23 protein-coding genes and 1 tRNA gene are annotated in these 23,736 nt (G+C 69.7%); 8 read left to right on the plus strand and 16 right to left on the minus strand.

Annotated features, from left to right (window positions below):
* Positions 1–913 precede the first annotated feature (913 nt).
* The 3 genes from C6C15_RS11075 to C6C15_RS11090 all read left to right on the plus strand — a co-directional run bounded on the left by C6C15_RS11075 (position 914) and on the right by C6C15_RS11090 (position 5,175).
* Entirely contained in the window at positions 914–1,231 is a 318-nt protein-coding gene (locus tag C6C15_RS11075; protein WP_105950114.1) for a hypothetical protein, read from the plus strand.
* 1,008 nt (positions 1,232–2,239) lie between these two features.
* Entirely contained in the window at positions 2,240–3,232 is a 993-nt protein-coding gene (locus C6C15_RS11085; RefSeq protein ID WP_105950116.1) for a tyrosine-type recombinase/integrase, read from the plus strand.
* Positions 3,229–5,175: a hypothetical protein gene (locus tag C6C15_RS11090; protein ID WP_105950117.1), complete on the plus strand. Its 1,947-nt coding sequence runs from the start codon at positions 3,229–3,231 to the stop codon at positions 5,173–5,175. Before C6C15_RS11085 ends, C6C15_RS11090 begins: the two co-directional genes overlap by 4 nt.
* Before the next feature lie 247 nt (positions 5,176–5,422).
* Here the strand turns inward: C6C15_RS11090 and C6C15_RS11095 are convergent.
* Positions 5,423–5,496: transfer RNA gene (locus C6C15_RS11095), tRNA-Pro, on the minus strand.
* A gap of 108 nt (positions 5,497–5,604) precedes the next feature.
* On the opposite strand from C6C15_RS11095, the gene C6C15_RS11100 reads away from it, so the two are divergent.
* The 5 genes from C6C15_RS11100 to C6C15_RS11120 all read left to right on the plus strand — a co-directional run bounded on the left by C6C15_RS11100 (position 5,605) and on the right by C6C15_RS11120 (position 9,291).
* Complete coding sequence (locus C6C15_RS11100; RefSeq protein WP_105950118.1) at positions 5,605–6,213, plus strand: GNAT family N-acetyltransferase; 609 nt, start codon at positions 5,605–5,607, stop codon at positions 6,211–6,213.
* The gene (locus C6C15_RS11105) at positions 6,210–6,665 is read left to right on the plus strand and encodes a hypothetical protein (protein ID WP_105950119.1); all 456 of its coding nucleotides are present in this window, start codon (positions 6,210–6,212) and stop codon (positions 6,663–6,665) included. The genes C6C15_RS11100 and C6C15_RS11105 overlap by 4 nt, the downstream gene beginning before the upstream one ends.
* Positions 6,666–6,727: 62 nt before the next feature.
* Positions 6,728–7,396, plus strand: a complete 669-nt coding sequence (locus C6C15_RS11110; protein ID WP_105950120.1) for a lysoplasmalogenase family protein — start codon at positions 6,728–6,730, stop codon at positions 7,394–7,396.
* Positions 7,396–7,770, plus strand: coding sequence for an RNA-binding S4 domain-containing protein (locus tag C6C15_RS11115; RefSeq protein WP_105950121.1), 375 nt, complete (start codon positions 7,396–7,398; stop codon positions 7,768–7,770). Before C6C15_RS11110 ends, C6C15_RS11115 begins: the two co-directional genes overlap by 1 nt.
* A gap of 39 nt (positions 7,771–7,809) precedes the next feature.
* On the plus strand, positions 7,810–9,291 hold the full coding sequence (locus C6C15_RS11120; RefSeq protein ID WP_105950122.1) for an HNH endonuclease signature motif containing protein: 1,482 nt from the start codon (positions 7,810–7,812) through the stop codon (positions 9,289–9,291).
* A gap of 46 nt (positions 9,292–9,337) precedes the next feature.
* Here C6C15_RS11120 and C6C15_RS11125 read toward each other — a convergent pair whose 3' ends face one another.
* The 15 genes from C6C15_RS11125 to C6C15_RS11195 all read right to left on the minus strand — a co-directional run bounded on the left by C6C15_RS11125 (position 9,338) and on the right by C6C15_RS11195 (position 23,717).
* Positions 9,338–10,285 (minus strand): NUDIX domain-containing protein, encoded by a 948-nt coding sequence (locus C6C15_RS11125; protein WP_105950123.1) that lies wholly within the window; start codon positions 10,283–10,285, stop codon positions 9,338–9,340.
* A 62-nt stretch (positions 10,286–10,347) separates the two neighbouring features.
* Positions 10,348–11,868, minus strand: a complete 1,521-nt coding sequence (gene der / locus C6C15_RS11130) for a ribosome biogenesis GTPase Der (RefSeq protein WP_105950124.1) — start codon at positions 11,866–11,868, stop codon at positions 10,348–10,350.
* A complete protein-coding gene (gene cmk / locus C6C15_RS11135; RefSeq protein WP_060921101.1) occupies positions 11,861–12,559 on the minus strand; it encodes a (d)CMP kinase in 699 nt (232 codons plus the stop codon). Before cmk ends, der begins: the two co-directional genes overlap by 8 nt.
* Entirely contained in the window at positions 12,552–13,688 is a 1,137-nt protein-coding gene (locus C6C15_RS11140; protein WP_105950125.1) for a prephenate dehydrogenase, read from the minus strand. Before C6C15_RS11140 ends, cmk begins: the two co-directional genes overlap by 8 nt.
* A complete protein-coding gene (locus tag C6C15_RS11145) occupies positions 13,685–14,482 on the minus strand; it encodes a pseudouridine synthase (RefSeq protein ID WP_060921099.1) in 798 nt (265 codons plus the stop codon). The genes C6C15_RS11140 and C6C15_RS11145 overlap by 4 nt, the downstream gene beginning before the upstream one ends.
* Positions 14,479–15,102: an SMC-Scp complex subunit ScpB gene (gene scpB / locus C6C15_RS11150; RefSeq protein ID WP_060921098.1), complete on the minus strand. Its 624-nt coding sequence runs from the start codon at positions 15,100–15,102 to the stop codon at positions 14,479–14,481. The genes C6C15_RS11145 and scpB overlap by 4 nt, the downstream gene beginning before the upstream one ends.
* Positions 15,092–15,964 carry a segregation and condensation protein A gene (locus C6C15_RS11155; protein ID WP_105950126.1) on the minus strand — a complete coding sequence of 291 codons (873 nt, stop codon included), beginning with the start codon at positions 15,962–15,964 and terminating at the stop codon, positions 15,092–15,094. Before C6C15_RS11155 ends, scpB begins: the two co-directional genes overlap by 11 nt.
* The gene (locus C6C15_RS11160; protein ID WP_164498181.1) at positions 15,948–16,781 is read right to left on the minus strand and encodes a ParA family protein; all 834 of its coding nucleotides are present in this window, start codon (positions 16,779–16,781) and stop codon (positions 15,948–15,950) included. Before C6C15_RS11160 ends, C6C15_RS11155 begins: the two co-directional genes overlap by 17 nt.
* A gap of 157 nt (positions 16,782–16,938) precedes the next feature.
* A complete protein-coding gene (xerD, locus tag C6C15_RS11165; RefSeq protein WP_105950127.1) occupies positions 16,939–17,841 on the minus strand; it encodes a site-specific tyrosine recombinase XerD in 903 nt (300 codons plus the stop codon).
* A 2-nt stretch (positions 17,842–17,843) separates the two neighbouring features.
* On the minus strand, positions 17,844–18,437 hold the full coding sequence (locus C6C15_RS11170; protein WP_105950128.1) for an NUDIX domain-containing protein: 594 nt from the start codon (positions 18,435–18,437) through the stop codon (positions 17,844–17,846).
* On the minus strand, positions 18,430–20,124 hold the full coding sequence (locus C6C15_RS11175; RefSeq protein WP_105950129.1) for a CTP synthase: 1,695 nt from the start codon (positions 20,122–20,124) through the stop codon (positions 18,430–18,432). Before C6C15_RS11175 ends, C6C15_RS11170 begins: the two co-directional genes overlap by 8 nt.
* Before the next feature lie 26 nt (positions 20,125–20,150).
* Positions 20,151–21,833, minus strand: a complete 1,683-nt coding sequence (gene recN / locus C6C15_RS11180; RefSeq protein ID WP_105950130.1) for a DNA repair protein RecN — start codon at positions 21,831–21,833, stop codon at positions 20,151–20,153.
* The gene (locus C6C15_RS11185) at positions 21,830–22,747 is read right to left on the minus strand and encodes an NAD kinase (protein WP_060923487.1); all 918 of its coding nucleotides are present in this window, start codon (positions 22,745–22,747) and stop codon (positions 21,830–21,832) included. Before C6C15_RS11185 ends, recN begins: the two co-directional genes overlap by 4 nt.
* Positions 22,744–23,541 carry a TlyA family RNA methyltransferase gene (locus C6C15_RS11190; protein ID WP_105950131.1) on the minus strand — a complete coding sequence of 266 codons (798 nt, stop codon included), beginning with the start codon at positions 23,539–23,541 and terminating at the stop codon, positions 22,744–22,746. Before C6C15_RS11190 ends, C6C15_RS11185 begins: the two co-directional genes overlap by 4 nt.
* Positions 23,538–23,717, minus strand: coding sequence for a hypothetical protein (locus C6C15_RS11195; protein ID WP_025105152.1), 180 nt, complete (start codon positions 23,715–23,717; stop codon positions 23,538–23,540). Before C6C15_RS11195 ends, C6C15_RS11190 begins: the two co-directional genes overlap by 4 nt.
* Positions 23,718–23,736 lie beyond the last annotated feature (19 nt).

A 23,736-nucleotide genomic window follows, 5' to 3' on the forward strand; every position in this document is an offset into this window, starting at 1 on the left:
CAGACTAGCGATTCGGGGTGCGGGGTCGCCCACGGCAATGACGCCGAGACCCGAATGATAATGCTGGCACTTGACGTTCTCGCGTCTGGTAGACAACCATCCTGCAGCCCGACCACTGCTGGATGCGATCAGGCCAGGATTGCGAAGCGTGCACGAAATTCAGCATGTGGGACCGCTCGGGTGCGGCCGGGGTTATGTTCGGCGCGCTTCTCGAATAAGTCGGAGCAACTTCTGAGTACGAGCACGTTCAAGTCGTCCGTTTCGGAGTCGCAGCAATTGACGGCCGAGCCATCGCGCGAGCACGAACTCTGCCCGATCTGCCGCGTGCAATCGAGGAAGGGTGCGATGCGCTGCGACGAATCGTTCGCATTCTTCGAACCTTTCGTTCCACGCGCGATCCAGGGGATCCCACTCGAAAGCGGGTGAGACGTCGAGTCGAGCGCGCTGGTACGCGTTCAGGCCGCCTTCGAAGCGACGCTGATACCGAGCCCACTCGCCGAGATGGCGTTCCTCGTCCATGAGGGTCGTCCTCGCGCGAGTGTTCTCGCGTGGCGCGCGACCGTGGTGTCGCCAGTGATCTTCGTAGGCATGGAGAGAACGGATCCAGGTCGCTGCGCGGCGCTGAGGTACGACTTGGTCGTCAAGAACCAACGTCACCGCCGCGGCGAACCGGTCGGCGACGGGATCGACGGGCCCCTCCGCCCGTCGTAGTTGTTCAGCTTCTTGGTGGAGTTCTGCAGGGGTCGACGCGCGCACAGGGTCCTTTCATGGGCGAGACGGCTCGCCCAATGGACCTATGCGCGGTGTGCACCCGTCGTCAGACCGCGCCGAGCACACGCGTCGCTGTCGCTGAGTCGGCGGAGTCGCCCTAGACGGCTTCGTAGGGTTGCTGACATTTAAAGGAGGCGTCATCGTGCAGATCGACGACGAGCCGCAGGTCCGGGTGCTCGACGAGATGGACGGCGTCTTCGTCGTGACCACAGATGATGGAGTCGAGTACTGCCTCGACATGAACAACCGACAGGTCACCCGCACGGTAGAAGTGCGCACAGGGGTCCGTACGGTGCTCGACCCAGAATCCGCCGCGCTGGTCGCTGTCGCGACGTGCCGAGTCGGCGTTCCGATGGTGCTCCTCATCGACCGAGACGTCCCCGGAGTGTTGTTCACTCGCCGCACGTCCGCCACGGTGTTGAGCATCAACCAGGTGTCACGAACACCACTCCCGCAGTAGGAACAGCTGGACCATGGCCGATACCAAGGTCGACGATGAGGCCGACGACGGAGCCTTCGCGCCGAAGAAGGCGGCACGGTACTGGACGACGCTGGGGCCGGTCGTGACGGCTGCGGTGAACAAGACGGCGAGTCGGACGGGTCGGGAGGCGCGTTCGCTGTATCCGGTCGCGACGGCGTTCGTGCTGTGGGCGTGGCAGACCAAAGGCCTGGAACTCGACGTCGCACAGATGTTCCGGCGTCGACTGGTCGAAGAGTACGTCCACCGAGGGATGGAATCGTTCACGCGCGGGAGCCGGGCCACGTATCGCTCCGTCCTCCTCACCATCGTCGACACCGTGACCCCACCCTCAGAGGCCCCCTTCCCTATTCCTCGGTCTGATCCCACTCCGCCATACAACTCAGCTGAGATCGCTGCCCTCCGGAGCTGGGCCGGCGCCCAGGGGTCGACTGTCCGCCGTCGTGACGCGGCCGCCCTCCTCGCGATGGGGTTCGGAGCAGGCCTCGCGACCCGTGAACTTCTGTCGGTGCGCACCGGGGACATCGACGTGCGCGGGGACGACGTTCATATCCTGGTATGGTCGGGGCGACCACGGCTCGTCCCGGTTCTCCCTGCATGGCAACCCGCACTCCGAGAAGCGATAGAAGAGCTGGGCGACGACCAGTGGGTATTCCGTATTGGACGCACGGGGGTGCGGTCGGCTCAGGTCACCGACTTTTTACATCGGGGGCACAAGACAGAGCTGGATGTTAGGCCGGCGCGGATGCGGACGACTTGGTTGCTCACCCATCTGCAGGCCCGGACACCTCCGGGGGAACTCCTTCGTATCGCAGGGCTCGAGCACCTTGCGGCGCTGGATAGGATTCGACGGTTCCTTCCGTCGCGGGCACCACTTCCGCCATCGAAGTCCGACTTCGAGCGCTCTCGGGACTAGGCCGGTGCGCTGTGCTGCGGGAAGTGCGACACGCCGTACGCACGCTTTGGCGACTGGCCGCGTACACGGTGGTCATGAACCCAAACCACCGACTCAGCGACAACCTCGACGAGACCGCAGCACTACTCGCATCCCACCCGCAGCTGCCCGAGCTGGCCGCGCCCATCATCGTCAAGTACCGGCCCAACAGCGCCGCCCTGGCTGGCGCCTGGACGGCCACACGCTCCTTCACCGTCGAGACCGCAGCCGCGATGCTGCCGCACTCGTTCGATGTGGCTCGCCGGCTGATGACGATGTCCGCGTCGTTCCACATGTGGGTGTGGGCGCGGACGGGTACAGAGCTGACGATCCGTCGGGTCTACACGCAGAGCAACATCGACCGGTTTCTCGAGACGGTCCATAAGAACCGATCCGCGGGTCACCGGTGGGGCGTATCCCGTCAGCTGGTGAAGATCGGTCGCGAGCTCGCCGACGCCGACCTCATCGCCATCACGGCACCGCACGGCAAGGTCCGCTCCCCGTTCACGACGAAGCAGATCGCGTCGATGCACAGCTGGGCGAACTCGCTCACCACCGTGAAGAAGCGCCAGAACGCTCAGGCGCTCCTCGGACTGGCCGGCGGCGCTGGACTGACCGCGGCCGAGATCGTCAACGTCCGCGTCGCCGACATCCACCGCGACGGCGACGTCGTCTTCGTCGATGTCGTCGGCAAGCGTGCCCGACGCGTACCTGTGCGACACGCCTGGGCTCGGGTGCTGCTTCGCAGCATCGACGGCCGGGCCGACGCCGACCAGCGTCTGTTTCGTGGACCGCGGATCGCCGAGTACCCGCCCCGCATCATCCAGTCCTTCCTCACTGACCACCCCGCGCCCGTCCGTCCCACCCCGGCAGCGCTTCGTGCGGCGTGGTTGCTGCACCACATCAACAACAACGTGCCGCTGCCCGTGCTCCGTGAAGTGGCCGGGTTCGAGCACTACTCGACCCTCGTTCGGTACTACGAGCACGCGAACGTGCTGGATGTCGCTGACTTCACTGCTCAGCTCGTCGGAGCGGAGGTCGCACGATGACCTCCGTCGACATCGACTACTACCGCGCCTTCGACGACAACGACGACTGCGGCATCACCGAGCGCGAGGTCCTCGGTCGCGGCCGCGACCTCCAGCAGTTCGACGACTCCACTGTGGCCTTGGCGGAAACCCGCGTCCGGCAGTCCGGCATCCTCGAGCAACTCGACCGTTGGGCCGCTGAAGATGCCAAACGCGACGGTATGGGCGGACGACCCGCGATGATCTCCTACCGCGCCCTGCTCACCGCCCTCCTTCTTCTTGCTCAGGAAGGGGCCCCGCTCCACATCCGGCGTGCCGCGTACGTTCTTCAGCACAGGCTCTCCACGAAGTCCAGCGACCTCCTCGACCTGCCCGAGACGCCCACGAGCTTTGCTACCCATGTCGCCACAACGAAGCGCTGGTACACGAACACGATTCGCGCGTTCCACCGAATGAAGACCCTGATGGACCCCTACCCGCAGGAGCTCTACACTGCCAAGACCCACACTCAGATCCAGGAGATCCTTCGCAATCACGACGCAGAGCGCGCGGAGAAGTACAAGGCGCGCCTGGACGAGTACACCCGCCTTTTTATCCGCATGACGTTCATGCTCCAGCCGCGAGAAGTGCGTCGGGCTTCGAAGCAGATGGATCTCTCCTTCGACCAGACCTACATCGGCACACCCACCACCAAGGGGTACAGCCGCAAGCATCTCGCGAGCAAGGTCAAGGCTGAAAAGGGAGCCGATTTCGGCGAGGTCTCCCCTGGCCCCGTGGACGCCTTCGCCGGGTGGCACGTCAAGAGCGGCAAAGCTGAGCGCGTCGACAACCAGAAGGGCGAGGTCGACCAGACCGCACCTGAACGCGGGAAGTCGGGAGACTACGACTGGGGATGGGTGGCGAACCTGGCCGTTCGCGTCGACGCCGAGCAGCCCAGCTCAAAGCGGTTCCCGAGTCTCGTGGTCGCCGCGTCCCTCAGCATCCCGAACATGGAGGTCGCCGAAGAAGCTGCGCACCTCCTCGAAGCCGCAGCGATGCTCGACCTCGCCCCTGGTGTCGCCGACGCTGACAAGCAGTACTGGGCCAACGCCAAGCCCTTCCGACTCCTGAAGCCGGCATTGAAAACCGGCTTCACTCCGTCCACGGACTACCGATCCGACCGCGTCGGCGTCAAGGGTGGCCAGCACGGCGCCTTGTTCGTCGAAGGCGACGCGTACTGCCCGAGCACGCCGAAGCCCCTCCTGAACGCCACTCCGGATCGTCTCGGCGACGTGATCGACGTCGCAACGCATCGAGCCCGAATCGAAGAGCGGAAGGCCTTCCAGCTGCACGTCAAAGACAAGGCGAAGACGCCTGACGGAAAAGTGATGCTGCGCTGCCCGGCCCTCGGCCCCAGTCCGACGGTCACCTGCCCACTCCGCGAGATGATGCTCAGCGCGGCTAAGAAGGCCCGCCCCGAGGTCGAGCCCGAGACCCTGGAAGAAGAGTTCCTCGACACCATCTGCAAGAAGCACTCGGCCGCGTTCGACCTCACTGAGATGCAGGCCCCGCAGCAGGCCTTCGCCTACGGCACCGAAGAGTGGGAGACCTTCCACGACCACGCCCGCAACACCGTCGAGTCCGGAAACCATCAGCTCAAGGCATCAGGCGACGCAGACATCGAAACCGCCGGTCGCCGCCGCGTCCGCGGAATCGCCGCCGCACAGATCCTCGTCACACTCCTCATCGCGGCCCACAACATCCGGAAGATCGCAGCCTTCTTCAGCGACCGAGAGATCGAACGAGCGCGCACGACTCCACGTGTCCACACCATCCGCCGCCGCGACCGCGTCTGGGCCAATCGCTACACGAAGACCACAGGCAACGGCGACCTCAGTATCCCCCGAGGCGGTCGAGCATCGTCGCTGACGAACACACCGCCCGGCCAACCGAGCGAGCTCGCGCTGACACCAATGCGCACCTGAACGGCTCCGTACACTGACGACGCCCGCCGGCGGCACGCCCGGCACGCTCCCCGCTACACCAGGACAATCGAACGCGCCCGAAAACCGGGCGCGTTCGTGTTTTCGTCCCCAGAATCGTGCGGACTCGACCATATGAACTCGAATCCGATCTCGCAGACGCAGAAAAGGGAAGGGCACCTGCTCGAAGCAGGTGCCCTTCCCTTTTCTCTAGCTGTTCTGCAATCAGTATTGCCAACAGCCCTATCGGTCGGGCTGACAGGATTTGAACCTGCGACCCCTTGACCCCCAGTCAAGTGCGCTACCAAGCTGCGCCACAGCCCGTTGTTCTGCACTCTCGCGCAGGCAACTCCCCTATCTTAGCCGCACCGGAGGCCCTCTCGCGAACCGAGGCGTTGCGGGGTGTCGGAAGCTGCTTGTACCGTCGCCTGCATGTCGACGATCACGACCGCGCTGGCGACGACCGCCCGCTGGGATGACGTGCAACACGCGCTCACCGGCGGCGGTGACGGGGCGAGCTGCCAGTGCATCTGGCCGGTGCTGCCGAACAAGGACTGGAATCAGACGACCACGCCTCAGCGCACCGAGATGTTCCGCGCCGAGATCGACGAGGGTCCCCCTCCGGGGCTGGTCGCGTGCGTCGACGGCGAGGCCGCAGGCTGGATCCGCATCGGCCCGCGCACCCGTCAGGCCCGGATCCCCCGCACCCGCATGATCGCCGCATCGAGCACCGAGCCGTTCGACGACGAATCCGTGTGGGCGGTCACCTGCTTCGTCGTCCGCAGGGAGCATCGGGGCACCGGGCTCAACGCCGAGCTGCTCGACGCCGCGATCGCCTTCGCGCGGGAGTCCGGCGCCCGCCTCATCGAGGGCTATCCGGTCGACACCCGTGGCGAGAAGCAGCGCGCGAACGATCTGTACCACGGCACGCTCGGGACGTTCCTGCGCGCGGGCTTCACGGAGAAGGCGGTGATGAAGCCGGGGCGCGTGCTCGTCGCCCTGGACATCGCACCGAACGGGACCGATAGCGTGAAGGGATGAGCGACGCGAACTCCTCCCTCGACGATCCCGACCTCGGACCGCTCCACCGGGCGACCTCCGAGCTCGACGACGGCTCCGTCCTCACCCACGACTGGTTCGTCGGCAGCGTCGAGGTCGACGGCAGCACCTACGAGCTGATGCTCGAGGGCGCATCGCCAGGCGATGTCGCTCCACTGCTCCCCCGGCTGCGTGCGGTCATCGCCTGCCTCCCGGGCCTCCGCCGCGTCGCCTCGGATGCCGTGGTGACAACGTTCAGCACCGGAGACCCCGACCCCAGCGACCTCGACGAGGCGGCGGACGACCTGGACCTCGAGACCATCGAGGCCTCCGGCGACGGCACCGTCGTCCTCCACTTCACAGACTCCTGCGGCGAGCACTTCCCGGAGGGCTACTGGCCGGCCGTGCACCTCGATGCCGAGGGCGCCGTGGCCACGGTCACCGTCGAGTCCTGAGTCGGCCCGGTCCGATCGAACACCTTCGGGACGACATGCCCCTCCGGTCATACGATGGAGGGATGCAGCGCCGCACCCGTCCTCCCGCGATCGTGTGGGCGTTCGTCCCCTACGCCGCGGTCTCCGCCCTGCACGTCGTGCTTCTCGCACTGGACCACGATCTCGCGGCTCCGACGAAGCTGCTGCTCATGCCGCTGCTCGCGGTACCGGTCCTCGTGGCGGCGCGGCGAATCCACCCACCCGTGACGGTGGCCCTGCTCCTCGTTGCCCTGCTCTTCTCCTGGCTCGGCGACGGCGCGGGCGCGCTGTTCCCCGCGGCACCCGAGCTTCCGCTCATGCTCGCCTTCTTCGGCCTCGCGCACATCGCCTACATCGTCCTCTTCGCCCGCCACCTGGCGCGCCGCCGCCTACCGTGGTGGACCGCGATCTACGCCGTCTGGTGGCTCGCGATGATCCTCGTCCTCGGCCCGCACACGGGCCCGCTCCTCATCGGCGTCGCCCTGTATGGCCTGCTCCTCGCGGGCACCGCAGCATTCGCCGCACGATGCCATCCTCTCGTCGCGACGGGCGGGGCGTTCTTCCTGGCGAGTGACACGATCCTCGCTTTCCGGCTCTTCCTGCCCGACGCGCTCCCGGCCTGGAGCAGCCCCGCCGTGATGCTCACCTACACGCTCGGCCAGGGCCTGATCATCGCCGGCGCCCTCGTCTCCCTGCAGCGGAGGGCCGCCTGATGGTCGACAGTGCGCGGGTGGATAGCTGGCTCTGGGCGGTGCGCGTCTACAAGACCCGGTCGGCGGCGACCACCGCATGCCGTGCGGGGCATGTGCGCGTCAACGACGACAAGGCGAAGGCTGCACAGGCGGTTCGCGTGGGCGATGAGCTCCGGATCCGCATCGCGGGTTTCGACCGGATCCTGATCGTGCGCCAGATCCTGGTCAAGCGCGTCGGAGCGCCGCTGGCCGCCCTCGCCTACGAAGATCGAACGCCGGAACGCGAGCCGCAGGCAGCCCTCGGCGTCCGAGACCGCGGCGCCGGACGACCGACGAAGCGGGAGCGTCGGGACATCGACCGCCTCCGCGGAAGAGGCGATATACAACACGACTGAGCCCTTCCTGGATTCGAACATACGTTCTAAAATCGAGGTATGACGAACTCGCCGACCGCACCCCTCGACCTCGAGGAGCGGAGGCGCGTGCGAGACGCCTGGACGGAGACCCGTCGACGCATCGCAGCACTGGAGGCAGAGGCTGCGGAGCTCCTGGTGGCGCAGATCGCTTTCCATGACGAAGACGTGGCCGCGGCCCCGCACCACCGTGATGCCATCCACCGCTCGATGGTCGCCGAGTTCGCGACAGCGGCGCATCTTTCCACCGGCACCATGGAGTTCGCGTTCGCCGACGCTCTCGCCCTGAGCACCGCTCTCCCCCGCGTGCGAGAGGCCTTCCGCACGGGGTCTCTGAGCTCCGGGCACGTGCGTGAGATCGCGCGGGCGAGCGCCGTCGTGGCCGAGGCCATCCGCAACCGCGTCGTCGCGCCCGAGACGATGGCGCTGTTCGAGACGGCGGTGCTCGTCGTCGCCGAAGCCGAGACCGCGGCGCGCACGCGGGTGCATGCCCGCCGCGTCGCCTCCGCGCTTGTCGGCGAGACGATCACGGAACGACACCGCCGCGCCGCGGACGAGCGCTGCGTCACGGTGCGATCGGTCGACGACGGCCTCGCGGTCCTGACGGCGGTCCTCCCGGAATGGGCGGCGGTGGCGATCGCCGACCGACTGAGCCAGCTCACCCGCACCGTCATCCGGGCCCGTGGTGCGGCTCCCACGCGTGATTCGGGGACTGCGCGTGATGCGGGGACTGCGCGTGATGCGGCGTCGGGGTCGGACGAAGCGACGCCGCGTCTGGCACCTGCGCATCACGAAGTGCTGACCGCCGACCGCTTCGCGACGGATCGCCCGTGCGGCGAGACTCGGTCGGACCCGACGATCTCCAGCGTCGACGGCGACACCTACGCACTCGACCCCGAGGCGGAATCGCTCCCTGCAGACACCCGCACCTGGAGCCAGGTGCAGGCCGACCTTCTGACCGACCTCCTCCTCACCGCCGATCCGAGCGCCGTCGAGGGCGAGGGCCTCACCGGCGTGCGCGGCCGCCTGCAGGTGACCGTGGCGGCGACGACCCTCGCGGGGCTCGACGACCGTCCAGCCGAACTGGACGGACACGGCGCTCTGCACCCGGACATCGCGCGAGCTCTGGCCGGTCGCGACGGGGGCTGGACGCGCTTGTTCCTCGATCCGCACGGGCAGGTCATCGAAACGGACGCCTACAGCCCGACCGAGAGCATGCGCCGGTTGCTCCGGGCCCGGGATCAGCACTGCCGGTTCCCCGGGTGCCGACAGCCGGTACACCGCTGCGACATCGACCACACCTGGGATCACGCGAAGGGCGGCCCGACCCGCGTCGACAACCTCGCGCATCTCTGCCGCGGACACCACGTGCTGAAACACCCCGATATCCCGGAGCCTCAGCGCTGGACGGTACGACAGCGACCCGGTGGGGTTCTCGAATGGCGAAGTCCCCTCGGCGCCGTCCATACCGATCACGCCCCACGTCGGGTCGCCTTCGTCTGAAACACGTGCCCCCTGGGGCCTGCGAGCGAAGCGCCCGCGTCTCGCGCTAGGCGTCGAGAAGACGGAGGAGCCAGCCACTCGAGCGCACCTGCGCCCCGGCGGCCTCGACGCGGGACTGCAGCTCGCGGTCACTGGTCACCGCGAGAACCGGCGACGCGCTCGCGACCCGGCGTTCGACCTCGGCGACGATCGCATCGTCACCGGCGCCTTCGGCGCGCACGACGTCCAGGGCCGAGCTCGCGACTCCGGCTTCTGCGGCCGCGGCGTCCGCGGGTGATCCCGCCGCAGCGGCCTCCGCGATGTCCCGCGCGCGACCTTCCACGACGAGCGAGACCTCCGGGAACCAGGCGTCCCCCGCGAGCCCGAGGTCGTCCGCGGGCACCGACAGCCCGGTCAGACGGTCGCGCAGTCGTGCGGCGGCTCCGGCGCGATCCTTCCACCAGCCGTCCGGGACCGAGCCCACGACGTTGGCGGCGTCCACCACGACCACTGGGTGCGCCGAGAGCTGAGCCCGCAGCATCGGCCACGCCGCACCGAAGCCGGGATGCAGGGGCAGCGCGTCCACGTCCTCGACGGGTACCCACGACAGCGCGACGCTCTCCGGATCGCTGATCACGGGGTCGAACGGCGTGCGCACATCGGCGACGACGGTGGTGTACGACCAGATGCCGAGGTCGAGCACGCTCGTGAAGCGCGGCCGCACCGCACCATCCGGCACTCCCGCCTCCTCCTGCGCCTCCCGCACGGCGCCCACGATGGCCGCTTCTCCCTCGTGCAGCGCGCCGCCGGGAAGGCCCCAGGTGCCGCCGAAGTGGCTCCACGCGACCCGATGCTGCAGCAGGATGCCGCGCTCCGGGTCGACGGCGAGGAGGCCGGCTGCACCGAAGCGCCCCCAGTACCGCTCACCGGTGTCGGCGACCACCCAGGCATCGCCGGGATCGCGAGGCCCCTCGGGGCGACGCGGTTCACCGGCGGCGGGAGGTACGACAGTCACCCCCTCAGCTTTTCACAGCATCGGGGCTCCGGCGCGACCGCCGCGACATGCGCGGCAACGAGTCAGCGCTGGCGACGCTCCCGCACGCGCATGTTGATGACGATCGGCGTGCCCTCGAACGGGTAGAGCTCGCGCAGGCGGCGCTGGATGAACCGGCGGTAGCCCGGGTCGAGGAAGCCGGTCGTGAACAGCACGAACGTCGGCGGACGGGTCGAGGCCTGCGTCCCGAAGAGGATGCGCGGCTGCTTCCCGCCGCGCACCGGATGCGGGTGCTCGGCGACGAGTTCGGCGAGGAACGCGTTGAACTTGCCTGTCGGGATGCGGCGGTCCCAGTTCTCCAGCGCCATCTCGAGCGCGGGGACGAGCTTGTCGAGGTGACGACCGGTCTTCGCCGAGATGTTCACCCGCGGGGCCCAGGCCACGTGGGCGAGGTCCTGCTCGATCTCGCGCTCCAGGTAACGGCGGCGGTCGGCGTTCTCCAGGTCGTCGTCGTTGAGGCGATCCCACTTGTTGAACGCCAGGACGAGCGCGCGACCCGACTCGAGCACGAGGTCGATGATCCGTACGTCCTGCTCGCTGATCGACTCCGACACGTCGAGGACGACGATCGCGACCTCTGCCTTCTCCAGCGCGGCGGACGTGCGCAGCGACGCGTAGAAGTCGGCGCCCTGCGCCATATGCACACGGCGACGGATACCGGCCGTGTCGACGAGGCGCCACATCTTGCCGCCCAGCTCCACGACCTCGTCCACGGGGTCGCGAGTGGTGCCGGCGAGGTCGTTGACGACGACGCGCTCCTCGCCCGCGGCCTTGTTCAGCAGCGAGGACTTGCCGACGTTCGGGCGCCCCAGGATCGCGACGCGGCGCGGACCGCCGATCTCCTGCTTCGCCACCGCGGAGATCTCCGGCAGCTTCTTCAGCACAGCGTCGAGGAGGTCGGCGACACCACGACCGTGGATCGCGGAGACCGGGTGCGGCTCCCCGAGACCCAGGTTCCACAGGGCGGCGGCCTCCGGCTCCTGACGAGCGTCGTCGATCTTGTTGGCGACGAGGAATACCGGCTTGCCGCTCTTGCGCAGCAGCTTCACGACGTGCTCGTCGGTCGACGTGGCGCCCACCATGGCGTCCACGACGAACAGCACGACATCGGAGAGGTCGATCGCGACCTCGGCCTGAGCCGCGACCGAACGGTCGATGCCGCGGGCGTCGGGCTCCCAGCCGCCGGTGTCGACGACCGTGAAGCGGCGGTCGTTCCACTCGGCCTTGTACGTGACGCGGTCGCGGGTGACGCCGGGGGTGTCCTCCACGACGGCCTCGCGACGGCCCAGGATCCGGTTCACGAGCGCGGACTTGCCCACGTTCGGCCGCCCGACGATCGCCACCACGGGCAGCGCAGGAAGGAACTCGATGCCGTCCTCGCCCAGCGCCACGCCGGCGAGGAGCGCGGCGTCCTCGTCGTCGAGCTCGTAGTCGGCCAGGCCGGCGCGCAGGGTCTCCGCGCGCTGCTCGGCCAGCTGGTCATCGATCTGCTCGAGCTTCTCGGCGAGCTGGTCGGGACCGCCTTCGTATTCGTCGTCAGCCACGGTCTGCTCCTCGGAGTCGTTCGATCACCGAGAGGACGGCGTCGATGGTCTGGGGGAAATCGAGTGCGGTCGAGTCGACGACCTCCACGCCTTCCGCGGCGTTGAGGAAGTCGACGACGGCACTGTCGGAGGCGTCGCGCTTGTGCAGCGCGTCCGCGACGGCGGCGGCGTTCTCGCCGGCGAGCTCGCCCGCGCGGCGTGCGGCCCGCACCTCGGGCGCCGCGGTCAGCAGGATGCGCACGGGCGCATCCGGTGCCACGACGGTCGTGATGTCGCGTCCTTCGACGACGACGGCCGGGTACGGCGCCTCGGCGACCAGCGCCCGGAAGAGCTCGTTGACCTGGGTGCGCACCTCCGGCACGCGGGCGACGCCGCTCACGGCACCGGACACACGCGGTTCGCGGATCGCCTCCGTCACGTCGACGTCGCCGACGCGCACCGTGCGGTCGTCGGGGTCGAGACCGAGACGGACGGGGAAGTCGGCGGCCGCGGCGCGCACGGCCTCGGCGTCGTCGGTGTCTGCACCGCGATCGAGCACATGCCAGGCGAGAGCCCGGTAGGCCGACCCGGTGTCGAGGTAGCCGAAGCCCTCGCGACGCGCGATCGCCTTGGAGACGCTCGACTTGCCGGACCCGGCGGGGCCGTCGATGGCGATGAACTTCGTGGCGGAGATGGTGGAGGTGTCAGTCATTGGTGTTCCCTGCGATGCGCCAGCCGCGTTCCTGGAGCCCGGTGATCGCGCCGTGCAGCGCCGCGGGGTCGACACTGATCTCGGCGAGGCCGAACTGCGCGCCCGGAGAGTGCTCCAGGCGCAGGTCCTCGACGTTGACGCCCAGCTCTCCGAGCTCGCCGAACAGGCGCCCCAGCTGACCGGCGGTGTCGTCGACCATGACGACCAGTGTCTCGAAGCGTCGGTTCTGTCCGTGCTTGCCGGGGAGGCGCTCGACGCCGTCGTTGCCCTGGCGGATGGTCTCCGCGAGCACGCGTCGGGCACCGGGGGCCGCGGGAGCGCGCAGCGCATCGGCGACCTCGCTCAGGTCGGTCGCGAGCGCGTCGAGGATCTCGACGACGGGACCGGCGTTGGCGCCGAGGATCTGCACCCACAGTTCGGGAGCGGACGCGGCGATGCGCGTGGTGTCCCGCACGCCCTGCCCGGCCAGACGGAGGGCGCCCTCCTCGGCCCCGGCCAGCCGACCGGCGAGGAGACTCGCGACGACCTGCGGCACATGCGACGTGAGGGCGACGGAGCGGTCGTGCTCCTCCGGGGTCATCTCCAGCGGCATCGCGCCGACGTCGAGGGCCAGTGCCTCGACCAGCGCGAGGTCCGGCGCGGTGGTGTCCTCGTCGCGGCACACGACCCACGGCCGCCCGATGAAGAGATCGGCTCTCGCCGAGATCGCCCCGCCGCGCTCCCGACCGGCGAGCGGGTGCGAGCCGATGTAGCGGGCGAGGTTGACGCCGCGCTCCCGCAGCGTGCGGAACGGCTCCAGCTTGACACTCGCGACATCGGTCACGACGGCGTCGGGGTACCGCTCGAGCTCGGCCTGGATCACGTCGGCGGTCACGTCCGGCGGCACGGCCACGACGATGAGCACCGGCGCGTCGTCGTCCTGCGGAAGCCGCCCGGCACCGTAGTCGACGGCGAGGCGCAGCTGCGCAGGGGACGCGTCGGTGAGGACGACGTCGATGCCCTTCGCTCGGAGGGCGTGGCCGACGCTGGCACCGAGCAGCCCGGCGCCGACGATGCGCACGGTGCCGGACAGACGCGGCGCCACGGCACCGGTCTTCCGCGCCGCGGGCGCACTCGTCGTCTGGGTCATTCGCTCTCCTGCTCGCCTGGCGCCTCGGCGACACCGGATTCCCGGCGCGCGAGAGTCAGCAGCGCGCCGAGTTCGATTTTACTCAGTTCCCGCGTCCGACCGGCCGGGAGGGTTCCCAGGTGCAGCGGACCGAACTGCCTCCGCACGAGTTCCGTGACCGGATGGCCGACCGCGGCCATCATCCGGCGCACGATCCGATTGCGGCCGGAGTGCAGCGTGAGCTCCACGAGGCTCGAGCCGCGCGACGTGTCCAGCAGCCGGGCCTTGTCGGCGGCGATGGGGCCGTCCTCCAGCTCGATGCCCTTCGTGAGCTTCGAGATGGTCTGCGCCGTGACCGCCCCCTCGACCTTCGCGATGTAGACCTTGGTGACACCGAAGGAAGGGTGCGCGAGCACGTGCGCGAGCTCGCCGTCGTTGGTGAGCAGTAGCAGTCCGCTGGTCTCGGCGTCCAGACGCCCGACGTTGTACAGCCGCTCCTCGTAGTCCTTCGTGAAGCGCCGGAGATCAGGGCGTCCGCTCTCGTCACGCATGCTGCTGACCACACCCGTCGGCTTGTTCAGCATCACGTAGCGCTTGGACACGTCGAGCTGCACTGCGGTGCCGTCCACGTCCACGAGGTCCCGCTCCGGGTCGATGCGGCGGCCGAGCTCGGTGACCACCTGGCCGTTCACGCGGATGCGCCCCTCGACGATGTACTGCTCGACGACCCGACGGGACGCCACACCGGCGGCCGCCAGCACCTTCTGCAGTCGCACGCCTTCGGGAGCGGCGGAATCGTGGGCGTCGGTGGTCATCGGACCGTCCCTTCGTCGAAGCCGTCGGCGCCGTCGTCGAGGAGCGGCGAGATCGGCGGAAGCTCATCCAGAGAGTTGATGCCGAGATGCTGGAGGAGCGCATCGGTCGTGCCGTAGTTGATCGCGCCGGTCTCGGAATCGGCGAACAGTTCCGTGATCAGCCCCCGCGCGAGCAGGGTGCGGACCACGGAGTCGACGTTGACCGCGCGGATCGAGGCCACCTGGCTCCGGGTCACCGGCTGTTTGTACGCGATCACCGCGAGTGTCTCCAGCGCCGCCTGGGAGAGCCGGGCCGGCGCCTGACCACCGACGAACTCCGCCACGACCGGATCGAGGTCTTCGCGGACGTAGAGCCGCCATCCACCGCCGACCTCCCGCAGCTCGAAGCCGCGCCGCGGACCCGCGCCTCGACCGTCGTAGTCCTCGACCAGCGACTCGACCGTCTGCCGGACGGCGGGCACCGGCGCGCCGACCGCTGCGGCGAGAGCCACCAGGCCGATCGGCTCGTCGACGATGAAGAGGATCGCCTCCACACGCTCGCTGAGCGGGAGCTCGGACCCCGTCACGGCGTCGGGCTCGTCCCGGAGCCCGGTCTCTGCCTCGGTCACGTCATCGGTCATAGTCGGCCCCCAGGGTCGCGAGTGTCTCGTCCGACCAGGAGTCGGCGGCCCAGCGGAGCGTGAGCTCCCCGAGCGGTTCCAATTGTTCGAAGGAGAGCGCAGCGTGCCGGTACAGCTCCAGCACCGAGATGAAGCGGGCCACGACGATACCCGGCTCGGTGACGCCGGCGACGAGCTCGCGGAAGCTCAGCGATTCGGTGCCGCGCAGCAGCGTGACGACGATGGCGGCCTGCTCGCGGATGCTGACCAGGGGTGCATGCAGATGGTCGAGGCCGACGTGCGGGATCTCCTTCGGCGCGAAGGCCAGAAGCGCCAGCGCCGCGAAGTCGTCGGGGGTGAGCGACCAGACGAGCTCGGGCGTCTGCTTCCGGTGCTTCTCCTCCAGAGGCACCGCACGCACATGACGGCGGTCCTCCCGCTGCAGGCACCGCGAGAACCAGGCGGAGACCTCTTTGAACGCGCGGTATTGCAGGAGGCGGGCGAAGAGCAGGTCGCGCGCTTCGAGCAGGGCGACGGCCTCGGCGTCGACGAGCTCGCCCTGCGGCAGCAGTCCCGCGACCTTCATATCCAGCAGGGTCGCGGCGACGACGAGGAACTCCGAGGCCTGATCCAGCTCCTCCTCGTCCTCCAGGTCGGCGAGGTACGCGATGAACTCGTTGGTGACGGCGCTCAGCGACACCTCGGTGATGTCCATCTCGTGCTTCGAGATGAGGTTCAGCAGGAGGTCGAAGGGGCCGTCGAAGTTCGACAGCGAGACGCGGAACCCCGCGGCGTCGTCGGCTGACGAAGACTCCGCCGCGTCGACGGCGTCGGCGGATGCCGTGACCTCAGCCGTTCCGAGCTCGTCAGGCGACGGCGCCACGGGCGACCAGCTCCCTGGCCAGCCGCAGGTATGCCTGTGCGGCCGCGTGCTCCGGAGCGAACTCGGTGATCGGGACCCCCGAGACCGACGCATCCGGGAACTTCACGGTGCGGCCGATCACGGTCTCCAGCACGTCGTCGCCGAACGCCTCCACGACCCGCTCGAGCACCTCGCGCGAGTGCAGCGTGCGAGGGTCGTACATGGTCGCCAGCAGCCCGTCCATCTCGATGGAGGGGTTCAGCCGGTCGCGGACCTTGTCGATGGTCTCGATGAGGAGCGCGACACCGCGGAGCGCGAAGAACTCGCACTCGAGCGGGATGATGACGCCGTGCGCCGCCGTCAGCGCGTTCACGGTCAGCAGACCGAGCGACGGCTGGCAGTCGATGAGGATGACGTCGTACTCCCCCGCCACCTGGCGCAGCACGCGGGCGAGGATCGTCTCGCGGGCGACCTCGTTGACGAGGTGCACCTCCGCGGCGGAGAGGTCGATGTTCGCGGGAAGGACGTCGAGACCGGGCACGTTCGAGTGCACGATCGCGTCGTGCGCATCGCGCTTCGTGTCGAGCAGGAGGTCGTAGACCGTCGGGACGTCGTGCGTCTGGATGCCGAGACCGGCGGACAGCGCGCCCTGCGGGTCGAAGTCCACGGCGAGCACCTTGCGGCCGTACTCCGCGAGCGCGGCGGCGAGGTTGATGGAGGTGGTCGTCTTGCCGACGCCGCCCTTCTGGTTGCAGAGCGCGATGATGCGGGCCGGGCCGTGCGACTTCAGAGGCGCCGGGATCGGGAAGCCCTGGTACGGACGGCCGGTGGGTCCCATGGGGGTGTCGTCGGCCTTCTGCGCCTTCGCCCTGGACTTCGCCACTTTCTCAGCCACCGGTTCTCCTGCTCCTTCGTGCTTGCTCGATTGTAGCCGCCCAGCGTTCCTCAGCCGGCTCGGCGCGCGGCGGTCCCGGTACCGGCCGCGGCCTGCGCGGTCAGCGCGCCCGGGGATGAGAGGTCGCGTAGATGTCACGGAGAGCATCCACCGACACATGCGTGTAGATCTGCGTCGTCGCGACCGAGGAGTGCCCCAGCAGCTCCTGCACCACCCGCACGTCGGCGCCGCCCTGCAGGAGGTGCGTCGCGAACGAGTGGCGCAGCGTGTGCGGGGAGACCTCGGTCGTGAGCTGTGCGCGCTCCGCGGCGGAACGGATCACCAGCCACGCGCTCTGTCGCGAGAGCGGGGCACCGCGTGCGCCGAGGAAGAGCCGGGCCGATGCGCGGCCCTTCGCGGCGAGCTCCGGGCGGACCCGGGTGAGGTAGGCGTCGACGGCGGCACGGGCGTACGACCCCACCGGGACGATGCGCTCCTTCGAGCCCTTGCCCCGCAGGCGCAGCACCTCGCCGTGCGCCATGTCGTCGACGTCGAGACCGACCGCCTCCGACACCCGGGCGCCCGTGGCGTAGAGGAGCTCCAGCAGCGCCCGGTCGCGGATGCCGAGCGGCTCCTCGGCCGACGGCGCGGCGAGCAGCCGCTCCACCTGGTCGATCGTGAGGGCTTTCGGCAGCCGGCGCGGGGTCTTCGGCGGGCGGAGCCGTCCGGTCGGATCGTCCGCCTCGATGCCCTCACGGGCGAGGAACCGGTGCCAGCCGCGCACCGAGGACTGCAGGCGCGCCAGACTCGTCGCGGCCGGGGGCGGCTCCGCCGAGGCGCGGTCGGCGATGAAGCGGTCGATGACGGCAGGCGTGATGTCCGCGGTGTCCTCGATCCCTTCCGCCGTGATCCAGTCCCGGTAGCCCTCGAGGTCCCGCCGGTAGGCGCCGACGGTGTGGCTGCTGAGCCCGCGCTCGATCGTCACATGACGCAGGTACGCGTCGAGGGCGCGATCGAGCAGCATGCTCAGCTCCGGTCGCGCAGCCTCTGCGCGGCGGCCAGGACGCCGATGGAGAGGATGCCGTTGTGCAGGCGTCCCTCCAGGACTCCGGCGACGGCCTCGTGCAGCGGCACCCACGCGACGCGGATGTCGGCCTCCTCGTCCTCGCGGTCATGCGCGGTCTCGGCGGTTGAGAGTCCGGTCGCGAGGAACACCCGGATGAGCTCGTCGTTACCGCCGGGCGTCGTCCACGACGACACCAGGGGCTCCCAGTGGGCGGCGACGAGGTCGGCTTCCTCCGCGAGCTCGCGACGGGCGGCCGCCAGCGGCTCCTCCCCCGCGATGTCGAGGAGGCCGGCTGGCAACTCCCAGTCGCGGTGACGGATCGGGTGACGGTACTGCTGGATGAGCAGGACCCGCTCCTCGTCGTCCAGCGCGAGGATCGCGACGGCCCCGGGGTGGGCGACGTACTGTCGCACGATCTCGCCGTCGCCGTAGCGGACCCGGTCGGAGCGGACGTCCCAGACGTACCCCTCGTAGACGAGGTCGCTGCTCAGGACCTCCGGCTCGAAGGGCTCGTCCCGCAGCGGTTCCGGCACGCCCGCCTTCGACTCACTCATCGACGGGCACGTCGAACAGCTCGCTCGCACGGTGACGCGCGATGGCGGCACCGACGAGACCGCGGAACAGCGGGTGCGGGTCGGTCGGACGCGAGCGGAGCTCCGGGTGGGCCTGCGTGGCGATGTAGTACGGGTGCACGTCGCGCGGCAGCTCGACGTACTCGACGAGGTCCAGCTCGGGGTTCAGACCCGAGAACACCAGACCGGCCTCCGACAGGCGATCGCGGTAGGCGTTGTTGACCTCGTAGCGGTGGCGGTGACGCTCGGACACCTCGGCGGCGCCGTAGACCTCACGCGCCAGCGAACCCTCCGCGAGAGCCGCCTTGTACAGGCCCAGGCGCATGGTGCCGCCCAGGTCGCCGCCGTCGAGGATCTCGATCTGCTCGGCCATGGTCGCGATGACGGGCTCCGCGGTGTCCGGATCGAACTCGCTGGACGAGGCTCCGGCGATTCCGGCGACGTCGCGGGCGTACTCGATGACCATGCACTGCAGCCCCAGGCAGAGGCCGAGGGTCGGGATGCCCTGCTCGCGGGCGAACTTCAGCGCACCCAGCTTGCCCTCGATGCCGCGGATGCCGAAGCCTCCGGGCACGCAGATGCCGTCCAGCTCCGCCAGCTGCTCCTGCGCGCCCTCCGGCGTCTCGCAGAGGTCGGACGGGATCCAGCGGATGTTGACCTTGGTCTCCTGCGCGAAGCCGCCCGCCTTGAGGGCCTCCGTCACGGACAGGTAGGCGTCCGGAAGGTCGATGTACTTGCCGACGAGGCCGATCGTGACCTCGTGCTTCGGGTTGTGCACCGCGTGCAGCACCTTGTTCCAGCGCGTCCAGTCGACGTCGTCCGCCTTCTGGTCGAGGCCGAGGCGGCGCACGATGTAGGAGTCGAGGCCCTGCTCGTTGAGGGTCGACGGGATGTCGTAGATGCTCGGCAGGTCGACGGTGTTGATGACGCCTTCGGCGTCGACGTCGCACATCAGGGCGATCTTGTTGCGGTTGCTCGCGCTCACCGGGCGGTCGCTGCGGAGCACGAGGGCATCGGGCTGGATGCCGACCTGGCGGAGGGCTGCGACGGAGTGCTGGGTCGGCTTGGTCTTCTGCTCGCCGGACGCGCCCATGAACGGCACGAGCGAGACGTGCACGAAGAACACGCTGTCGCGGCCGAGCTCGTGACGCAGCTGGCGCGCCGACTCGAGGAAGGGCTGCGACTCGATGTCGCCGACCGTACCGCCGACCTCGGTGATGATCACGTCGGGACGCGGGTCCTCGGTGGCCTGCAGCCGCATGCGGCGCTTGATCTCGTCGGTGATGTGCGGGATGACCTGCACGGTGTCGCCGAGGTACTCGCCGCGACGCTCGCGGGCGATCACCTGCGAGTAGATCTGACCGGTCGTGACGTTGGCCGCCTCGGACAGGTTGATGTCGAGGAAGCGCTCGTAGTGGCCGATGTCGAGGTCGGTCTCCGCACCGTCGTCGGTGACGAACACCTCGCCGTGCTGGAACGGGTTCATGGTGCCCGGATCGACGTTGAGATACGGGTCGAGCTTCTGCATGACCACGCGGAGTCCGCGAGCGGTCAGGAGGTTGCCCAGGCTGGCCGCGGTGAGCCCCTTGCCCAAAGACGAAACGACACCACCGGTCACGAAGATGTGCTTGGTCGTGTCGTTCTTGGGCCCCGCAGAAGAAGAGTTCATCACGGGCTTCTATCCTAACAGTTCATTCAGACGCCGAGGCTGAGAAGCTCGCGGGCGTGGGTGAGTGCGGCATCGGAATCCGCGAGTCCGGAGAGCAGCCGGGCCATCTCGGCCTCGCGCTCCTCCCCGTCGAGCCGCCGCACGCTGGAGGCGGTGACGGCGCCGTCGTGCGATTTCACGACGGTGAGGTGGTTGTTCGCGAAGGCGGCGACCTGAGCGAGATGGGTGACGGCGATCACCTGCGACTTCTCGGCGAGTCGGGCGAGTCGCCGACCCACCTCGATGGCCGCCGCGCCGCCGATGCCCGCGTCGACCTCGTCGAACACGAAGGTGGGCACCGGGTCGGTCGCCGCGATGACGACCTCGATCGCGAGCATCACCCGCGACAGCTCGCCGCCGGAGGCGCCCTTGGCGACCGAGCGGGGTTCGGCGCCGGGATGCGGCGCGAGCAGGATGGCGACGTCGTCGCGGCCGTGGGTGCTCTCAGACCCCGGGGTCACAGAGACCTCCAGGCGCGCGTCCGGCATCGCCAGCGCGTGCAGCTCGGCCGTCACGGCCTCGCCGAGTCGGCCGGCCGCCTCGTTCCGGGCCGCGGTGAGAGCGTCGGCCCGGGCGTCGAGCTCCGCCCTGGCCGCGTCGCGCTCGGCGGTGAGGCGTTCCAGGCGCTCTCCGTCGTCGTCGAGTTCGGCCAGCCGCGCGGATCCGGTCTGCCACAGCGCCAGCGCCTCCGCCAGCGAGCCGTGCTGACGGATGAGGACGCCGAGTGCGGCCCGGCGCTCCTCGACGGCGGCGAGCTCATGGGGTCCGGATTCGTCGAGGTCGGCGAGGAAGCCGGAGAGCACACCGGCGGCGTCGGCGATCCGGTAGCCGATGTCGGCCAGGGTCTCCGCGACCTCCGCGAGCTTCGGGTCCGACACGCGCTCGATCGCTCGGCGTGCTTCCGCGACCAGCGCCGACGCATCGGGCTCGCCCTCCTCGTTCGAGAGGGCCCCGTGGGCCAGGGCGGCGGCGACGCGGAGTTCCTCCGCGTTCGCGAGGCGCTCGGCACGAGCCGCCAGCTCCTCGTCCTCGCCCTCCTCGGGGGCGGTCGCCTCGATCAGGGCGAGGTCCTCCCGCAGCCGAGCGGCCTCCTCGGCACGCCGGTCGCGATTCGCGGTGATGTCGATGATCTCGGCGTCGAGGGTCCGCCAGCGCTCGAACGCGGCCTGGTAGTCCTCCAGCGCCCGGGCGATCGGTTCGCCGCCGAAGCGGTCGAGGGCGTCGCGCTGCGCGGCGGCCGACCGCAGCCGGAGCTGCTCGGACTGTCCGTGCACGACGATGAGCTCGTCTGCGAGCGAGGAGAGCACCCCCGCCGGAGCGGCGCGGCCGCCGACGCTCGCACGGCTGCGGCCCTCGGCGCTGAGGGTGCGCGACACATACAGCTCGGCGGTGCCGGCATCGGCCGGCTCCAGCTCTCCCCCGGCCTCGGCCACGATGTCGGCGACCTCGCCCTTCTCGGGCACGATCCACACCCCGGCCACCGACGCCTGGGCCGCGCCCTTGCGCACGGCCCCCGAGTCGGCGCGCTGGCCGAGGAGCAACCCGAGGCCGGTGACGACCATGGTCTTGCCCGCGCCCGTCTCTCCGGTGATCGCCGTGAAGCCCGGGCCGAGCGGCAGGACGGCGTCGGCGATCACGCCGAGCCCCTGCATGCGCATCTCCTCGATCATGCGTCGCTCCTCCGCTCCTGTCCGCGCCACCCTTCGACGGGCAGCTGGAACTTGCGGACGAGACGGTTCGTGAACGCGGTCGGGTGCAGGCGCGCGAGACGGACCGGGCGCGACGAGCGGCGCACCACGACGCGAGCGCCCGGCGGGAGGTCGTGGGAACGACGGCCGTCGCACCAGAGGATGCCGGAGCCGTCCGTCCGCTCCAGCATCTCGATGGCCACGGCCGCATCGGGGCTCACCACGAGCGGCTTCGCGAACAGGGCGTGTGCCGACAGCGGGACCACCGCGATGGCCTCGACCGTCGGCCAGATGACGGGTCCGCCGGCGGAGAAGTTGTAGGCGGTCGAGCCGGTCGGGGTGGAGATGACCATGCCGTCGCAGCCGAAGCTCGACAGGGGGCGCCCATCGATCTCGAGCACCACCTCGATCATGCGCTCGCGGCTCGCCTTCTCGACGGTCGCCTCGTTCAGGGCCCAGGTCTCGAAGACGACGTCGCCGGACCGGTCCTTGACGCGCACCGACAACGCCAGGCGCTCCTCGACCTCGTAGTCGCGGGCGATGACGCGGCGCATCGCGTCGTCCATGTCGTCCCGGTCGATCTCCGCGAGGAAGCCGACGTGTCCCATGTTGATGCCGAGCACCGGGGCGCCGCTGTCGCGGACGAGCTCCGCCGCGCGGAGGATGGTGCCGTCGCCGCCGAGGACGATCGCGAGTTCGAGGGTCGACGGCCCGGAGGCGTCCAGCACCTCGACGTCCGCGAAGAACGCATCGACCGCGGCGAGCTCGGCATGGTCGTCAGCTGCCAGGACGGGACGGACCCCCGCACCGCGGAGGGCGCCGATCACCCGACGGGCGGCCGCGACGGTGTCGACGCGGCCCGCATGGGCGACGACCAGGATCCTGCGCTCGTTCATCGTCCCCCTGCCAGCCGGTTGATGGTGTCCATCCATTCTGTCGGATTGCTGCCGCCGCCCGGCACGAGGTGCACGAGATACTCCGCATTGCCGTGAGTCCCGAGGATCGGGGAGGAGACGATCCCCGCCATCCCCAGCCCCGCGTCCCACGCGCTCCACACCACGCGGGCGACGGCGTCCGCACGGGTGGCGGGGTCGGTGACGAGGCCGCCGCGCACGGCCGTCCGCCCGACCTCGAACTGGGGTTTGACCAGCAACAGCACGTCGGCGCCCGGTGCGGCGACGGAGACCACCGCGGGAAGCACGAGCTCGAGCGAGATGAAGGAGAGGTCGCCCACCACCAGATCGGGGGACGCAGACTCCCCCGTCGCCGCGGCGAGGCTGTCACGCGTCATGTGCCGCACGTTGAAGCCCTCGACGGCGATGACGCCGGGGTCGGCAGCGACCGCGGGGGCGAGCTGGCCATGCCCGACGTCCACGGCGAGGACACAGCGCGCGCCGCGTTCCCGCAGCACCTGCGTGAATCCGCCGGTCGAGGCCCCCATGTCGAGGGCCAAGCGCCCCTGAACCGGGATACCGAAGCCGTCGAGCCCGGCGACGAGCTTGTGCGCCGCGCGGCTGACGTAGTGGTCGGCGCCGGCGACCGTGATGGTGTCGTCGTCGCTGACCGGGGTCGAGGCCTTCACGACCGGGCGGCCGTCGACGCTCACGAGGCCGTCGGCGATGAGGGTGGCGGCATGCGTGCGCGAACGGGCGAGTCCTCGGGCGGCGAGGGCGGCGTCGAGTCGCGTCATCGTGGTCCCGGGGTCTCCCGCAGGTCGTGTCGGGATCCGCTCTCGAGTCGTCGCGAGAGTTCGTCGTGCAGGGCCGAGTACGCGTCGGCGCGTGCGGCGAGCGGCTGCCCTTCGATCAGGCGCAGACGACTCCACAGGCCGTCCGTCGGCGCGCTGGTCGTCGTCTCATCGCTCACGCTTCCACTGTACGCGGCG

The organism is Microbacterium sp. str. 'China' (genome assembly GCF_002993305.1).
Lineage (GTDB): Bacteria > Actinomycetota > Actinomycetes > Actinomycetales > Microbacteriaceae > Microbacterium > Microbacterium paraoxydans.

Bases quoted from the DNA above. Each gene is read 5' to 3' on its own strand.
- C6C15_RS11120 (WP_105950122.1), top strand. From the start codon at position 7,810: ATGACGAACTCGCCGACCGCACCCCTCGACCTCGAGGAGCGGAGGCGC.
- C6C15_RS11190 (WP_105950131.1), bottom strand. From the start codon at position 23,541: ATGACGCGACTCGACGCCGCCCTCGCCGCCCGAGGACTCGCCCGTTCG.
- C6C15_RS11175 (WP_105950129.1), bottom strand. From the start codon at position 20,124: ATGAACTCTTCTTCTGCGGGGCCCAAGAACGACACGACCAAGCACATC.
- C6C15_RS11090 (WP_105950117.1), top strand. From the start codon at position 3,229: ATGACCTCCGTCGACATCGACTACTACCGCGCCTTCGACGACAACGAC.
- C6C15_RS11110 (WP_105950120.1), top strand. From the start codon at position 6,728: ATGCAGCGCCGCACCCGTCCTCCCGCGATCGTGTGGGCGTTCGTCCCC.
- C6C15_RS11100 (WP_105950118.1), top strand. From the start codon at position 5,605: ATGTCGACGATCACGACCGCGCTGGCGACGACCGCCCGCTGGGATGAC.
- cmk (WP_060921101.1), bottom strand. From the start codon at position 12,559: ATGACTGACACCTCCACCATCTCCGCCACGAAGTTCATCGCCATCGAC.
- C6C15_RS11160 (WP_164498181.1), bottom strand. From the start codon at position 16,781: ATGGGACCCACCGGCCGTCCGTACCAGGGCTTCCCGATCCCGGCGCCT.
- scpB (WP_060921098.1), bottom strand. From the start codon at position 15,102: ATGACCGATGACGTGACCGAGGCAGAGACCGGGCTCCGGGACGAGCCC.
- xerD (WP_105950127.1), bottom strand. From the start codon at position 17,841: ATGCTGCTCGATCGCGCCCTCGACGCGTACCTGCGTCATGTGACGATC.
- C6C15_RS11140 (WP_105950125.1), bottom strand. From the start codon at position 13,688: ATGACCCAGACGACGAGTGCGCCCGCGGCGCGGAAGACCGGTGCCGTG.
- C6C15_RS11185 (WP_060923487.1), bottom strand. From the start codon at position 22,747: ATGAACGAGCGCAGGATCCTGGTCGTCGCCCATGCGGGCCGCGTCGAC.
- C6C15_RS11105 (WP_105950119.1), top strand. From the start codon at position 6,210: ATGAGCGACGCGAACTCCTCCCTCGACGATCCCGACCTCGGACCGCTC.
- C6C15_RS11115 (WP_105950121.1), top strand. From the start codon at position 7,396: ATGGTCGACAGTGCGCGGGTGGATAGCTGGCTCTGGGCGGTGCGCGTC.
- C6C15_RS11170 (WP_105950128.1), bottom strand. From the start codon at position 18,437: ATGAGTGAGTCGAAGGCGGGCGTGCCGGAACCGCTGCGGGACGAGCCC.
- recN (WP_105950130.1), bottom strand. From the start codon at position 21,833: ATGATCGAGGAGATGCGCATGCAGGGGCTCGGCGTGATCGCCGACGCC.
- C6C15_RS11085 (WP_105950116.1), top strand. From the start codon at position 2,240: ATGAACCCAAACCACCGACTCAGCGACAACCTCGACGAGACCGCAGCA.
- C6C15_RS11145 (WP_060921099.1), bottom strand. From the start codon at position 14,482: ATGACCACCGACGCCCACGATTCCGCCGCTCCCGAAGGCGTGCGACTG.